The following is a 16355-nucleotide window of genomic DNA, read 5'->3' as shown; positions in this document are numbered from 1 at the left end:
AAAAAATATAATACAAAAATGCCCGCTATTAGTGCGGGCAATATAACGACGGTTTATTCTACCAGATGAGCATTCATTATTGAGTGACAGAGGTTGTAGTTTCGTACGGCGTAAGCAAAAAACCACTTAAATTCAAGCCACTCAATATCATTACTCCGCGGCTTTTTCTCGAACGTCTGTTAGCTTAGAAGCGATACGATTCACCCCTTCGTGAGCAAAGATTTCGTCCAAGTTCATTGATAGTTTACGACGCCAGTTAGGGTACTCATCTACGGTACCAGGAATGTTGACTGGCTTATCCATCTCTAGCCAATCTTCCAGTTGAACACTAAGAAGTGTCGAACCACCAGCTGCAACGTGCAGTTGAAGTGCTTCTGCAAGATAAGAGTCCATCGGTACTTGGCTTGCATCGCGGCCAACACCTTCAGGTAGGAAACCATGCCATGCCACTGAGTCTAAGATACCTTGCTTACACTCAAGACGGTCATCGAACAGAGTTTCTAGCTGTGCTGCGTCTGGGTATAAACCAATCTCTTGCCCCATCTTCAAATCATCACAGTGCCAGAAGCCACGTAGCGTTGGCATATCGTGAGTACACAATGCTGCCATCGATTGTGGTGCGTAGTGTTTCGGTGAAATGAAACCACCATCGTCTTCTGATGTTTCGAAGAAGAACACTTTGTAAGAATGTACGCCTGCATCCGCTAGGATATCAACGATTTCGTCTGGCACGGTGCCTAAGTCTTCACCGATAACGCTACATTGGTAACGGTGAGATTCGAGCGCCAGAATCGACAACATATCTTGCACTGGGTAGTAGATGTATGCGCCTTGCGTTGCGTTTTCACCTTTTGGAATCCACCATAAACGCAGTAGACCTAACACGTGGTCAATACGCAATGCACCACAGTGTTTCATGTTCGCTCGAAGCAATTTGATGTAAGCGTCGTAGCTGGTTTCCAATAGGACTTCAGGGTTCAGTGGTGGCAGACCCCAGTTCTGACCTAAAGGGCCAAGAATATCCGGTGGAGCCCCAATGCTCGCATCCATCACTAGGTTGCCTTCATCAGCCCATGTCTCGCTACCAGAATCCGCAACGCCTACCGCTAAATCACGGTACAGGCCAACTGCCATGCCTTTCTCTTCTGCAAGAGACTGTGCATCGTTGATCTGGCAATCCGCTATCCATTGCAGGTACATGTAAAGGTGCACTTGCTCTAGGTTCTCTTTGATGTATTTCTGTGTTGCTGGGCTATCGAATGTACGATATTTCTCAGGGAAGACTGGCCATCCCCACATGCCTGAATCTTCAGCATGTAACTCACCGTGTAGAGCATCAAACGCCGCTTGATGCATCAAGCTTTCAGCACCCTCTTCAACGAACGCTAAGAACGCTTGTGCGCGGTCGCTGTTTTTATCTAAATGACGTGTCTTAAATTCTGCGAATAGCAGAGGCAAGATGCTCATCTTCAGCTCAGACACTTCGGTGTAATTCACCCAATGTGCGTCACGAGCTTTCTGTAGACGTTGTTGGAATTCAGCGCTGCCTACGGTTTGTTGTGCTTCTGCACTTAATGCGAATTCAGGTACTGAGCTCACATCAATGTATAAGATGTTTAGCCAACGACGTGAAGACGGGCTGTAAGGGCTCGCACCTTCAGGGTTCGCTGGGAACAATGAGTGAATTGGGTTTAGGCCAACGAAGTCGCCGCCGCGAGACGAGATATCTGCAACAAGCTGTTTTAGATCGCCAAAGTCACCAATACCCCAGTTATGCTGAGTTCTTAACGTGTAAAGCTGAACACTCGGGCCCCAAAGCTTTTTGCCTTGCTCGATTGGCGCCTGTTTGAAACACGCTTTAGGCGTAATGATCAGTGTCATTTCGTAAGGTTTCTTACGACGTTTACGGCTCACAATTAGCTTGTGATAACCCCATGCCAAATCACTTGGCAGTGCAAACACTAAAGGGCCACCCTCGGCACGCTCATCACGAACGACTTGAGATTGAAGATAGCCTTCAAGTACCTCTCCTTGCTCGGTCTCTAAGCGCCAGCTGAACTCGCTTTCACGAGCACTAACACCTAAATTCAGCGCCACTTCTACTGGCTCACCATCACGCAAGACAAGAACTGGGTCTAGTACATCTTTTTTGTGTTTTCTTTCTGCTGACTTTAATAGTGCATCATCGCTGCTTGTATCGTAGCCCAATGAAGCTAATAGAGACGTAATCGTTTCGTCTGATACCTGTGCTTCATCGCCCCACGCACTAACGTAACTGTCGGCAATATTTGCCATTTCTGCGACTTGTTTTAATACGGTCTGTTCTTTCATCGCTCTCTCCGAAAACGTTCTAACGCTTTCAATTTTTGTAGGGTTGTTTATTTAATTTTTTACTAATCAATTAGCTTGTGACAATCAGTTTGTAAGCATCACTACCTGAATAAGCCGTCTGTTTGCTCACAAGCTAATTGAGCCAAGGCAGGAACTGCCTTGGCTAATTTTGGAACTATTAACGTTTAACGGCTTCTAGCTTCCAGATGTTGTTCACGTAGTCGCGGATTGAGCGATCTGATGTGAACTTACCAACCAATGCTGTGTTAAGAATCGCTTTCTTAGCCCAACCTGCTTGGTCTTTGTATTGCGTGCCCATGTCTTCGTGTGCTTTCACATAAGATGCGAAATCAGCTAGACATAGGTAAGGGTCACCGCCATCTAGTAGGCTATCAAACGTTGCACGTAGAAGGCCTGGTTGACCTGGAGAGAACTCATCGCCAGTCAATAGGTCTAGAGATGCTTTCAGTAGCGGGTCTGCATTGTAGTAGTCATATGGGTTGTAACCCTGAGCTTTCAATGCAACAACACCATCAACGTCTAGGCCGAAGATGTAGATGTTTTCATCGCCAACTTCTTCACGGATCTCAACGTTTGCACCATCCATCGTACCGATAGTTAGAGCGCCGTTTAGAGCCATCTTCATGTTGCCCGTACCCGATGCTTCTTTACCAGCGAGTGAGATTTGCTGAGAAACGTCTGCTGCAGGGATGATGATTTCAGCCATGCTTACACGGTAGTCAGGGATGAATACCACTTTAAGCTTGTTACCGATGCGAGGATCGTTGTTGATCTTCTCTGCAATCTTGTTAACCGCGAAGATGATTTCTTTTGCTAGGTGGTAACCCGGTGCTGCTTTCGCTGCGAAGAAACATACGCGTGGCTCACACTCGAAACCAGGTTCGTTAAGAATACGGTGGTAAAGAGATAGAATGTGTAGCAAATCTAGGTGCTGACGCTTGTATTCGTGTAAACGCTTGATTTGCACGTCGAAGATAGCGTTAGTATCTAACTCGATACCCATGTTCTCTTGAACCCAATCAGCAAGGCGCTGTTTGTTTTCTTTCTTAACAGCCATGAATTCTTTTTGGAATTTCGCGTCCGTTGCAAACTTAGCGATGCCTTCTAGCTGCTCAAGTTTTGCAGGCCACTCAGTACCGATCTTTCCAGTAATTAACGTAGATAGGCCTGGGTTACAGAACTTCAACCAACGACGTGGCGTGATGCCGTTCGTTACGTTAGTCAGTTTGCCAGGGAAGATTTCGTTGAACTCAGGGAACAAATCTTTCTTAACTAGTTGAGAGTGAAGTGCAGCTACACCGTTTACTTTGTAAGAACCAATCACACATAGGTTTGCCATGCGAACCATACGGTGGAAACCTTCTTGGATGATAGAAAGCTTCGCTTGCTTCTCACCGTCACCAGGCCACATCTTGCGAACTTCTTGCATGAAGCGGTGGTTGATTTCAAAGATGATTTCCATGTGACGTGGAAGAAGACGATTGATCAGGGATTCAGACCAAGTCTCTAGCGCTTCAGGAAGTAGTGTGTGGTTCGTGTATGCGAACGTATGAGCACTGATTTCCCATGCTTGCTCCCAAGATAGACCTTTCTCGTCGATCAGAATGCGCATTAGCTCAGGAATCGCAATCGTTGGGTGCGTATCGTTAAGCTGAATCGTTTCTTGCTTAGGCAGATCTTCTAGAGAGAAACCTGCTGCTTCGTGACGACGTAGAATATCGCGAACCGATGCTGCTGAGTGGAAGTACTGCTGCATTAGGCGCAGTGTCTTACCTTTCTCGTGGTTGTCGTTCGGGTAAAGAACCTTAGTGATGTTACCTGCATCGATTAGCGAGTGTTGCGCTTCGAAGTAATCACCGTTGTTAAAGCTTGCTAATGAGAATGGTGCGATTGCCTGACATTCCCAAAGACGCAATGGGTAAACCGTGTTTGATTCGTAACCTACGATAGGTAGATCCCAAGGCATTGCTTTTACTTCCATGCCAGGAACCCAAGTACGAACTTCTTTACCGTCGACGAATTCAACTTCTACATGACCGTAAAAACCAATGTGTTGTGCTAGCTCTGGACGAGCTACTTCCCATGGGTAACCTTCAACACCGCGCCACGCGTCTGGTGCTTCTTGTTGGCGACCGTCTTGGAAAGACTGTTTGAACAAACCGTATTCATAGTGAAGACCGTAGCCTACTGTTGGGTATTCTTGAGCGGCACAAGAATCCATAAAACAAGCAGCAAGACGACCAAGACCACCATTACCTAGTGATGGGTCGCGTTCTTCTTCTAAAAGGTCTGTTAGATTTTGACCTAGCTCTTCCATTGCATGAGTGATCTCTTCGTAAAGACCCATGCTGATTAGGTTGTTACCTGTCAGACGGCCAATCAAAAACTCTAGTGAAAGGTAGTTAACACTTTTCGCGTTCTTAATTTTTTCATCGTTTTCAGTTTCTAGCAGGTCGAATGTTGTGAGTTCTGCTAATGCGCGACCCATTGCTAGGTACCATGCGCGGCTATCCGCGTTTTCAATCGTTGTTGCGTAGGTTGCAGATAAATGCTTCTTAACGCTTTCTTGGAACGACACTTTATCGAAAGTTTTTTGCTGAGTTGGTTTCATTTCAGAAATCTCGCTTTTAATAGTTCTAATTCATCTGTGACATATCGTGCATGGTCACCATTAACTAAACATCCTCCTGACCGTACGATTAACTAGGAGTAGATGAAAGGGCGTAGGGGGCGTACCGACATAGGGTTAGTGATCTGACTCTCATGTTCTGACTTCGAACAAAAACTTGGAGTGACTAAGATCACAAGCTCCCGTTCGATAACTTAACTTCAATTGATGTGACTTTTATTTAACCAGATTGAACTCATTGCCAAATCTGAGTTTGAGATCACGAAATTATTTTCCGACTCTCATCTTTTGCATAAATCTTCGTGTAGAAATGAACTAAGTCACATTCAAAAACCCACCCACAACGTGAGCAAAGTCCCAAATAAAGGGCGTAGGAGCCTAAAAACATGCAGGAGTGCAAGGTTTCTGCGGAGGATCATAGTCGGTGCCATTTTGCTTCACGTAACATAGGCACAGACTTAAGTAATTAGGCAGATGTGATTGGGCTTATTCCATAACGGTTTAGACCCCTAAAACATAAGCCACGGAATAGGTGTAAAACTTCGATATGTGGATCCCTTCGAAACTGACTCGTCCCGGCCGCTTACACAATGCAATCCTGCGGCCTAGAGTTCTCGATCTGCTTCAGAATGCAGATTGCTACAAGCTCGTACTGTTCCGCTCTCCAGCGGGGTATGGCAAGACCACTATGGCTGCACAATGGCTGGTAGATAAGCCCAATGTGGGTTGGTACAGCATTGACGATAGTGACAATGATGCCTTTCGCTATATCAACTACCTACTTCAATCACTTAACAAAGCGACTCAAAATGCCTGTCCTAATGCCCAAAAATTGGCAGAAAAACGACAGTTCTCATCACTGCATTCTTTGTTAAGCGAAGTGTTCGCCGAGATGTCTGAATTCCACCAAGAGTGTTTTCTGGTGTTGGATGACTACCACTTAGTTAATAACGATGACATTCACGAGGCGATGCGCTTTTTCCTCAAGCATATGCCTGACAATCTAACGCTTGTTGTGACTAGCCGTGGGACACCACCACTTGGCACCGCAAACCTTCGCGTCCGTGATTTGATGATTGAGATTGGCAACGACTCTCTGGCTTTTGATACTGAAGAGACGACGCGCTTCTTCAATCAACGTGTCGCCGATGGCGTAGATGACACCACCGCTGGCAATATCTGTACTTATGTTGAGGGTTGGCCTTCAGCTTTACAGCTTATTGCTCTTCAAGCTCAACATCAAAAACGCACGCTGGCCCAATCGGCAGAGTCTTTCTCTCACTTTAACCATGCCCACCTTTGGGATTACTTGGTTGAAGAGGTATTCGACCTACTGGATAAAGAAACCCGACAGTTCTTAATGCAGTGTTCAGTGCTTGATCATTTCAATGACGAATTAGTCTGCGCGCTTACACAGCGTGAAGACGCGCTAGGAATGATCGAGTCACTCAACCGATTTGGCTTATTCATCTACCCTCTTGAAGGCGAAAAGAACTGGTACCGCTTCCATAACCTATTTGGTGAATTTCTTGCCCACGAGCGCCAAGCTCGAATTCCACAACAAGAAGCCGAGTTGCACAGAAGTGCCGCGAAAGCGTGGATCAAACAAAAAACGCCTCATCAAGCACTACGACATGCACAACGCGCTGAAGATCCAGAACTGATCATTCAAATTCTAACGGAACACGGTTGGCCGATGTTTAACCAAGGCGAGTTGTCTTCGCTAGAGATGGCAATCAAACAGCTAACCACGGATCAGTTATACAGTGAGCCGAAGCTATCAATGCTGCGCGCTTGGCTGGCACAGAGTCAGCACCGTTATGATCAAGTAGGCACGCTTCTAGAAGAAGCCGAAACTCAGTATCAAGCTCGAAACATCGAACTGGATACTCAACAGCAAGGCCAATACAACGCCCTGCGTGCGCAAGTTGCTATTAACAGTAATGAACCTGAAAAAGCATTAGAATTAGCCGAGCTTTCTCTAAGCCAGTTGAATACCACCGTTTATCGTAGCCGTATTGTTGCGACCTCTGTTGTCGGCGAAGTCAATCACGTAATGGGTAACTTAAGCCGTGCCCTACCAATGATGCAGCAAACAGAAAAGCTTGCACGTCAGTATCAGGTTTACCATCAAGCACTGTGGGCCATTTTGCAGCAAAGCGAAATTCTGATTGCTCAAGGTTATGTTCAAGCGGCATTTGAGCTGCAAGACAGCGCGTTCAAATTGATCGAAGAACATCAGCTGCAATACGTGCCTCTGCATGAGTTCTTGTTGCGTGTTCGAGCTCAGATCTTCTGGTGTTGGAACCGATTGGATGAAGCGGAAGAGTGTTGTTACAAGGGCTTAGATATTCTTGGCCACCACTCGCCAAGTAAGCACCTGCACAGCTATTCGATGTTGGCTCGTATCTCGCTCAGCCGTGGTGAAATAGATAAAGCATCTAAGTTTATCGATCAAATCCAACACCTATTGCGTCAATCGACCTATCACGTGGATTGGACAGCGAATGCATCACTTTCATTGATCTTATTCTGGCAGGTCAAAGGCGATAAAGACGCAATTCGTGACTGGTTAAGTGTTGCAGTTCGTCCTGAATCAGCGAGTAACCACTTCTGTCAGCTCCAGTGGCGAAATATCGTAAGATCTCACATCATCCTTGAGCAATATGAAGAAGCCGAAGAAGCGTTGGCGTTCTTGAAGAGTGAAGCACAGCGTTCACACCTGATTACCGATACCAACAGAAACTTAATCGTCGAGGCCGTGTTACGCACGCAAATCAACGATGAAGACAGCGCTCGTGTATTACTTGAAGAAGCTCTGCACATGACCAACCAAACAGGTATGGTCGGTAACTTCTTGGTCGACGGTGGCACTATCGGACATATCTTGGATAAGTTGAGCAACAAGCCTGGCTTGGGCGATTTAGAACGTCACCGTGCTCAGCAGATCATGAAAGATATCTCAACCACCCAACGTAGCCGCTCGGTTCACTTCGATGAAGACTTTGTTGAGAATCTGGTTAATCACCCGAACATACCTGAACTGGTGCGCACTAGCCCACTCACACAGCGTGAATGGCAGGTGCTTGGCCTGATCTACTCTGGATTTAGTAATGAGCAAATCGCCCAAGAACTTGATGTTGCAGGTACCACGATCAAGACTCACATCCGTAACCTGTACCAAAAGCTCAACATTGCTAACCGTAAAGAAGCGATCAGCACAGCAGAGAACCTGCTGCAGTTGATGGGATACTAAAACAGGTTCAAGATTCGAGATTGATTCGAGATTGATTCGAGATTGATTCGAGAAGAACATAAGCTAGTCACCGATGGTGGCTGGCTTTTTTTTCGCTTGGACATGAAGGAAATAGCAGGTAACAAAATCACAGAGAGCCAAATGACAGGCAAAAAAATAGCCAACCGCAATAATCGCGATTGGCTCTATATATTTGTGAACAAATCATAAGTTCACTAACAACGTCAGTTGGCTAGGTGACCCTCGGCTTAAGAAGGGTCAATTAATATAATGCAGTTAGCGTGCCAACTTTAATTTAGCGTTTTATAAGCCCTGCATCGCATAAAACCCGCGATTTTCACATGCGAATTGCAAAGTGCATTTGCATAATGCAACCAAGATGCAATATCGATAAGAGACCAGTTTCATCGATACTCTTAATGATAAATCACTAAGTGGTTGTATTTTAAATATTAGGCAAATGTTCACTTCAACTTATTGCCTTACAATTAACAAGGTAATAAAAGCACCTCGCCAAAGGCATATTCATACTTTTTTTACACTAAAGTTTGTATACTGCACAAAATCACCCTCAACTCTATGAAGCAATGAACTACTTAAGTACTTTTTTCAAAGGCATGGCAATGGGCGCAGCCGACGTTGTCCCTGGCGTGTCGGGCGGAACCATCGCATTCATCACTGGAATCTACGATACCCTGCTAGAAAGCATTCGCAGAATTAACCCTAGCGTACTTGGCTTATGGAAACGCGAAGGCTTCAAAGCCGCGTTTAACCACATCAATGGTTTCTTCCTGATTTCACTGTTCGCGGGCGTATTCACAAGCATTGCAACATTCGCAAAATTGATTTCTTGGTTATTGGTCACGCACCCGGTTCCACTGTGGTCTTTCTTCTTTGGCCTTATCTTGGTGTCAGTTTTCCACATTCTTAAGCAAGTAGAAAAGCGCGATATGATTCGATTCGTATTTTTACTGCTTGGTGTTGCCTTCGCTTATAGCATTACTGTGCTTAAGCCTCTGCAAATGGAGCCAACCAGCATAAACCTGCTGATTGCGGGTGCGATTGCGATATGTGCGATGATTTTGCCGGGTATCTCGGGTAGCTTTATTCTATTACTGATAGGCATGTACAGCCCTGTATTAGGTGCCGTAAAAGAGTTCCAAATCGATGTGCTTGCGCTATTCCTTAGTGGCTGTGTGCTTGGTCTATTAACCTTCTCACACGTACTGTCATGGCTGCTGCGTTCATTCCGTGATTTTACATTAGTGTTCTTAACCGGTTTGATGATCGGTACGCTACCAAAAATCTGGCCTTGGAAAGAGACCATCAGCTGGCGCACTAACTCGAAAGGTGAACAAGTTCCTCTGATTCAAGAAAACCTATCGCCGTTCGACTTTGAAGCAGTGACTTCTCAGCCTTCTCAGCTGGTGTTGGCAATTGTGATGATGCTAGTAGCGATTGCTCTGGTTCTTGGATTAGAGAAGTTCGCAGAGCGCAACGCGGATTAGCTATTTAGAAACGAATAGGAAACTCAGAAAACGAATGGGAAACGTGTTACATGAATGAGTCCCGTAAATACTGAGTTCAACATCCTTATTAGATAGATAGAAGCGAAGCCTGTGGCTTCGCTTTTTTAGTTCTACCATACGCACAAAATTGCTTTTTGATACAAGCACGTATTGAGGGGTGTGATAACATCGCCGCTCTTATAAAATTAGATGAGAACACGACATGCACCCAGCATTAAAGGTTGCAGCTCTTGGAATCGCTCTCGTGGCAGGCTTTTATGGGCCACAAGTATTTCAAAAACTAAAGTCGGTCATTGAGCACTCAACAACCGAAGTTAACTTAGATGACTACTGCATGCTTTCAACAACATCGTGTGAGCAAGAATCGATTTCAATGTCGCTTGACCGAGAAACCGCGCAACCTCTTCTACCCACGAAGATAAAAGTAGTTTGGGAGGGTGCCGCATCAGAGACACTGATGTTGTCACTCACAGGCTTAGAAATGGAGATGGGCTCAGCGCGTTTTCAATTAAAGAACATTGGTAATAATACCTATGAAGGTGATGTGATTTTACCTGTATGTACTTTAGATAAGATGACATGGATCGGTGAACTCACTGATGGTGTCGATACTGTAAACCCTGCAATAAGGATGGCAAGATGAGTAGAAATTGGTCGTTAGCATTGGTTGTTGCTTTTGTACTTGGCTTTGGTATCAAAAGTTATCTTGATGGGCAAAACGAAACTCAAGAAAAACACGCTGCAAAACAAGAGTTCTCCGCAACGACTCTTTTCGGCAAGGACAACCAGCCAACGGAAATCTTTGACCAAACCGATGACAGAATTCGTATCGTTTACTTCGGTTTCACACGTTGCCCAGATGTCTGCCCTACTTCTTTGGCGATGTTAGCCGGAGCACTTAACCAAGTATCTGAAGAAGCCAAAGCCAAAATTCGCCCGATGTTTGTTTCGCTTGATCCTGAACGTGATGCTGCAGAAGCGTCATACGAATACGCACAATACTTCCACCCGATGATGGAAGGGCTAAGTGGCCCGTTAGATGTGACAACAACGCTTGCACATAACTACGGTGTCATTTTCAGAAAGACCAAGCTTGAAGGTTCAGAGTTGGAATACACCCTTGACCACAGCTCATATTTTTATTTTTTAAAGCCCGACGGCACACTGATTACCAAAGTGCCGCATACGTTAACGCCAGCGCCAATTGTTGAGGCCATCAACAAACTGACGCAGTAAAACGTAAAAACAAAGAACTTAACTAATAAAGTTCGAACAAAAGTCAGGTCCCAGACCAAAACATAAAAATTAAGGACAACAACATGAAGTTAAAAGCACTTGCTCTAGCAGGCTTACTGCTCACTCCGCTTGCTCACGCCAATAGCGACATTATGGTTCATGACGCGTACGCTCGTGCAACACCACCTTCAGCAGTGAACAGCGCGGTATTCACGACTCTGATGAACCACAGCGATAAAGATCGCACTATTGTTTCTGCAACAACACCAGCAGCAGGCAAGGTAGAGCTTCATGATGTTATCGTCGACGGCGATGTTATGAAAATGCGCCAAGTTCAAGAGATTACAATCCCTGCGAATGGTGAAGCGGTACTTAAACCTGGCAGCCTGCACATTATGTTGTTCGACCTAAAAGATAGCCTGAAAGAAGGTGAGCAGATCGAAATGACTCTGATTTTCGCTAATGGTGAAACGCAAACCTTTGACGCGCCGGTTAAGAAAGTAATGAGCGGCATGAAAAAGATGAATCACGATCATCATTAATCAGATTCACAATCAATAATATAATTAAGCCACGATGGCTTCTCGCCATCGTGGCTTTTTGCTAAACTGAGCTCGCTTTTTATTCAAAGCCTGACCACATTAACAACCAAGGAGAATAGAAGATGATTGTAATGAAAACACTAAAACTGGCAGTAAAAGTAACGCGTTAATTTGTTTGGTTAAGCAAACTTTAATCTCGAACTACCAACATTAAGCCATCTACTGGCTACCGCACACTTTTACCCGGTTTAATATTGATCTGTAAGTGATCAATACCTGCATGCTTAACAGAGCATGACTAAATCCGGGGTCCTATCTATTTGAATTCGACCCAAGTTCAAAACATTTTTGACGTCTCGACGCTTTTATCTCATCAACGCTTTTTGGTCTCATAAACACTTTTTGAACTCGTCAATAACCTGAGATCTCACAAGATGTTAATGCTCTCATAAGACTTTAATGCACTGATAAGACTTTAATGCACTGATAAGACTTTACTCTCACAAGAAAAGAAAGCTCGCACGTCTGGGTAAATAAACATGAATTCACAAACTGCATTTTCTCATCCAATGTCACTTCAACAGCTTGGATGGCAACCTGTATTTCAGCAACAACTGACACTCGAAGACTATGACCATTCCGTCATTGCTCGTATTACCGCGCACCATCGCAGCGGCTATACACTAGCGTCAGAACAAGGCGAAATCGTTCTACCTATCCATCAAAACCAACCCGCAATGACGGTTGGCGACTGGGTAATTTTGAACTCTGAACTGCAATTCGACCGTTTACTAGACCGTCAATCGCTCTTCAGTCGCAAAGCAGCAGGCAGTCGTGTGGCTGAACAGTACATTTCAGCCAATATCGACACCGTGTTTATCGTGGTCTCGTTAAACAATGACTTTAACCTGAGCCGCATTGAGCGTTATCTAGCACTCGCCAACGAAGCACAAGTTGAAGCCGTTATCGTACTCACCAAGAAAGACTTGTGTGACGACTACGAAGACAAAGTACAACAAGTGCAAAGCTTAGATTCGATGCTAATGATCGAAGCGGTAAACAGCCTAGACCAAGACTCGACGCAAGTATTGTCGCCTTGGTGTAAAACAGGAAAGACCGTTGCTTTAATGGGTTCATCTGGTGTAGGCAAATCTACCTTGGTCAACTCGTTGCTTGGTGACTCTCAGCAAGCTACTGGTGGCATTCGTGAAGACGACAGTAAAGGCCGTCATACAACCACATCACGATCGTTGCATTTACTGACATCTGGAGGCTTGTTGCTCGATACACCAGGAATGCGTGAGCTACAACTCGCCGATTGTGCTGAGGGTGTAAGTGAAACGTTTTCTGATGTGGAGGAGTTAGCGATGCATTGTCGCTTCTCTGATTGCAGCCATGAGTCAGAACCAGGATGCGCAATACGCAAAGCCATTGAAAGCGGTGAACTTTCTGAAAGACGATTCTCTAACTATGAGAAGCTACTCAGAGAGCAAGCAAGAAATGGAGCCTCATTGGCAGAACAGAGAGCGAACAGTAAACAGCTTTCTAAAATGTATAAAACCGTGCAGTCAGAGAGCCGTAATATCAAGAAATCGTCTAAATAACCGTTTCTTAGATTAAGTTTTACAGCACATAATTAAGCCCCATGTCCCTATCGCGCCTTAGCTTAACTAGCTTATTAACGCATTAGGCTTGGGGCTTTTTTTGTATGAGCGGGGCTTCTTTGTATCGACAGGAATTCGATGGGATCATTTCTGAACACAATGATCTCGTGAATGGTCACTGGCAGTGCTCTCACCAGAACATTGACCCGAATGAGTATTATCATGCAGACTTATATCTCAACCACAGCACAAAAATTTAACATTTAGCTCTAAAAACACCACATAGCGCAAACAATCACCCTAAATCTAAACTATTCCTAGACACCCCGTTAGATCCCGCTAATATGACCGCCCATTCCACTAGTGTATAGTTGGATTTGGTACAACTTTATAAAAAGATACATCACTATAATAAATTAACAATTGCAGGTATTTTATGCAAAATCACAACATGCTCGCCCGCATCGCTCGTGGAAATCTCGTTCTACAGATCCTTGCTGGTATTGTTTTCGGTGTCGTTCTCGCCATGGTTTCTCCATCAGCTGCTCAAGATGCAGGCCTACTAGGTAGTCTGTTTGTTGGTGCGCTGAAAGCTGTAGCCCCAATTTTAGTATTCATTCTTGTTGCAGCTTCTATCGCAAACCAAAAGAAAGGTCAGCATACTCATATGCGTCCAATCATTGTGCTTTACCTGATTGGTACGTTCTCTGCTGCACTAACAGCAGTAGTATTGAGCTTCATGTTCCCGACCACTTTGACACTGGTTGCTGGCGCTGAAGGTGCTAACCCTCCTCAAGGTATTGCTGAAGTTCTTCATACCCTTCTATTCAAGCTTGTCGATAACCCAGTAAGCGCGCTAATGAACGCGAACTACATCGGTATTCTTGCTTGGGCAATCGGTCTTGGTCTTGCACTGCACCACGCATCTGCAACAACCAAAGCGGTTTTCGAAGACCTAAGCCACAGTGTTTCACACATTGTTCGCTTCATTATTCGTCTTGCACCATTCGGTATCTTCGGTCTTGTTTCGACTACGTTCGCAACAACAGGCTTCGATGCATTAGCAAGCTACGGCCAACTGCTCGCTGTTCTGCTAAGCTCAATGCTGATCATCGCACTTGTGGTGAACCCACTGCTTGTCTTTGTGAAAACAAAACAAAACCCATACCCACTTGTACTTCAATGTATCCGTGAGTCTGGTGTAACTGCATTCTTCACTCGTTCAAGCGCTGCAAACATCCCAGTGAACATGAACCTTTGTAAGAAACTAAACCTAGATGAAGATACTTACTCTGTATCTATCCCTCTAGGCGCAACAATCAACATGGCTGGTGCTGCAATCACCATCACTGTGTTAACACTTGCGGCTGTTCACACTATGGGTATTGAAATTGATATCTTCACTGCGATTCTACTAAGCCTTGTTGCTGCAATTTCAGCATGTGGCGCATCGGGTGTTGCTGGCGGTTCACTACTGCTTATCCCACTAGCTTGTGGCCTATTCGGCATCTCAAACGATGTAGCGATGCAGGTTGTAGCGGTAGGTTTCATTATCGGTGTGATTCAAGATTCTGCTGAAACAGCACTTAACAGCTCAACAGACGTAGTGTTCACTGCCGCTGTATGTAAAGCTGAGCAAAATAAAGCTTAATAAGCTCTTAGGTATTAGCCTTTAGCTCTAAGCTCTAAGCTCTAAGCTCTAAGCTCTAAGCTCTAAGCTCTAAGCTCTAAAAGCAAATAGCACATAAATAAAAAGGGAAGCATCAGCTTCCCTTTTTTGATCCTGTCATTCCTAACTCAGAGTGCCTCGCCTCCAATGGAGTGCAATTCAGATAAGCTGCTGACCTAAATGAGGTCAAGTATTTCAAACACTCTCCTCATCAAGCTACTGGCTTAATTTTTGTTGCTCCAATTGGTTTGGCTAAAATCTAAAGATGCACCGCTAGGCGCGGGTGACGCTGCTTTATCTGTACTCTGATTCGTACCCGTTTGGGGCGCTGCATGTTGCTCTGAAGTATATTGTTGGTTGTTTTCTGGATTAGCGTCTTGAGCGTTCATCTGGTCATTCATTTCAGCATCGCTGCCTTTCGCCTTCGACACGTCAAGTTCCTCTTCTTCAGTAACGTCTTTCACCTTTTTAGGGATCGGAATATTACGTTTGTAAAGCTTGTTCAACGCCTTAACGACCGAGTGCTTGGTGACCGCTTCTTGGGTCAGTTTGGTCATGATTGGTTTGGTTAGAGCCTGCAATCCTACGACAGCATCAACCCCAAGTTCGCCCCCCACTTTATCCCTCAACTGTTTTGCTTCTGAATAACCGAAATGGGCGGACAAGAATAGCCAGATATAAGCGATAGCATTGCCGTGTTCACCATGATCAATCCAAGCCTCACCAGCCCGAAACATGGCTTCTTCGCTGTTCTTTTCGGCTGCTGTCTCAAACCAATACACAGCCTCACCATGATTAGGCTCAACACCAACACCATTCAAGTAACTCAAACCTAGTTTGATTTTTCCGTCTAAGTTGTTTTTATCTGCGGCCTTTTGGTACCACTCGAATGAGCTTTCGGCTGAGTAATCTGGATTTTCTTTGTCTAGACACCACTCACCCATAAACAGCATCGCTTCTGTGTTTCCGCCCGTCGCAGACTCTTCGATGTAGGTATAACCTTTGGGAATGTTTTTATCGGTTCCTCGGCCGAAAACGAGCGCTTTACCCATCTCAAACTTCGCGACCATGTCGTTCTCTAAAGCTGAGATCGCGAGCTGCCAAAAGTTGGCTTTTTCTCTTAAAATTAGGTCTTCTTTTCGCTTCATGCTCATGCGAACAATGCCGTACATACCAGTGACATTATCTAAATGCGCGGCTTTGTCGTACCAATATAGGGCTTCCTTAATATTGTTACGTTCAGCCTCTTTCGCCAAATATAGAATCGATGGAACATGCCCGGTTTCGGCTTTGAAGTTACGCTCTTTTTGCTCTTGTATGCGCGCTTTTTCAATCGCCTTTCGGTAAGCGACAGCACGTGCTTTACGTTCTTGTTCCACTCGCTGCTTTCTTAACGACAAAGAAACCAGCCATACGGCCACAAGTATTAACGAAAGAGCCGTCGCACCAATTGCGATTCCCATTGTACTCATAAAATATTTTAACCTAATTCGGCAGATACAAGACTCGACGTTGAGAGTATGTTCTACCCATAGTGA

The 16355-nt window shown here is 45.0% G+C and carries 10 protein-coding genes; 7 read left to right on the top strand and 3 right to left on the bottom strand.

Annotated features, from left to right (window positions below):
- Window positions 1-150: 150 nt before the first annotated feature.
- The gene (gene malQ / locus IHV80_RS18375) at window positions 151-2331 is read right to left on the bottom strand and encodes a 4-alpha-glucanotransferase (RefSeq protein WP_192891771.1); all 2181 of its coding nucleotides are present in this window, start codon (window positions 2329-2331) and stop codon (window positions 151-153) included.
- A 178-nt stretch (window positions 2332-2509) separates the two neighbouring features.
- Complete coding sequence (locus IHV80_RS18370; protein WP_192891770.1) at window positions 2510-4963, bottom strand: glycogen/starch/alpha-glucan phosphorylase; 2454 nt, start codon at window positions 4961-4963, stop codon at window positions 2510-2512.
- A gap of 565 nt (window positions 4964-5528) precedes the next feature.
- On the opposite strand from IHV80_RS18370, the gene malT reads away from it, so the two are divergent.
- The 7 genes from malT (at window position 5529) to sstT (ending at window position 14799) form a co-directional block, all read left to right on the top strand.
- Entirely contained in the window at window positions 5529-8237 is a 2709-nt protein-coding gene (malT, locus tag IHV80_RS18365) for an HTH-type transcriptional regulator MalT (protein ID WP_192891769.1), read from the top strand.
- A 587-nt stretch (window positions 8238-8824) separates the two neighbouring features.
- Window positions 8825-9745, top strand: coding sequence for a DUF368 domain-containing protein (locus tag IHV80_RS18360; protein ID WP_076668414.1), 921 nt, complete (start codon window positions 8825-8827; stop codon window positions 9743-9745).
- Between the two features lie 223 nt (window positions 9746-9968).
- Window positions 9969-10409 carry a hypothetical protein gene (locus IHV80_RS18355; protein WP_192891768.1) on the top strand — a complete coding sequence of 147 codons (441 nt, stop codon included), beginning with the start codon at window positions 9969-9971 and terminating at the stop codon, window positions 10407-10409.
- Complete coding sequence (locus IHV80_RS18350) at window positions 10406-11002, top strand: SCO family protein (RefSeq protein WP_192891767.1); 597 nt, start codon at window positions 10406-10408, stop codon at window positions 11000-11002. The genes IHV80_RS18355 and IHV80_RS18350 overlap by 4 nt, the downstream gene beginning before the upstream one ends.
- Window positions 11003-11085: 83 nt before the next feature.
- Window positions 11086-11544: a copper chaperone PCu(A)C gene (locus IHV80_RS18345; RefSeq protein WP_192891766.1), complete on the top strand. Its 459-nt coding sequence runs from the start codon at window positions 11086-11088 to the stop codon at window positions 11542-11544.
- A 539-nt stretch (window positions 11545-12083) separates the two neighbouring features.
- Window positions 12084-13148: a ribosome small subunit-dependent GTPase A gene (gene rsgA / locus IHV80_RS18340; RefSeq protein WP_192891765.1), complete on the top strand. Its 1065-nt coding sequence runs from the start codon at window positions 12084-12086 to the stop codon at window positions 13146-13148.
- A gap of 436 nt (window positions 13149-13584) precedes the next feature.
- On the top strand, window positions 13585-14799 hold the full coding sequence (gene sstT, locus IHV80_RS18335) for a serine/threonine transporter SstT (protein ID WP_102438365.1): 1215 nt from the start codon (window positions 13585-13587) through the stop codon (window positions 14797-14799).
- A gap of 242 nt (window positions 14800-15041) precedes the next feature.
- On the opposite strand, the gene IHV80_RS18330 is transcribed toward sstT, so the two are convergent.
- Entirely contained in the window at window positions 15042-16280 is a 1239-nt protein-coding gene (locus IHV80_RS18330; protein WP_192892169.1) for a tetratricopeptide repeat protein, read from the bottom strand.
- Between the last annotated feature and the right edge of the window lie 75 nt (window positions 16281-16355).

Source organism: Vibrio bathopelagicus (genome assembly GCF_014879975.1).
GTDB classification, from domain to species: domain Bacteria; phylum Pseudomonadota; class Gammaproteobacteria; order Enterobacterales; family Vibrionaceae; genus Vibrio; species Vibrio bathopelagicus.
Note: the sequence above shows the minus strand (reverse complement) of the source record. Positions and strands in the feature narration are given on the sequence as shown.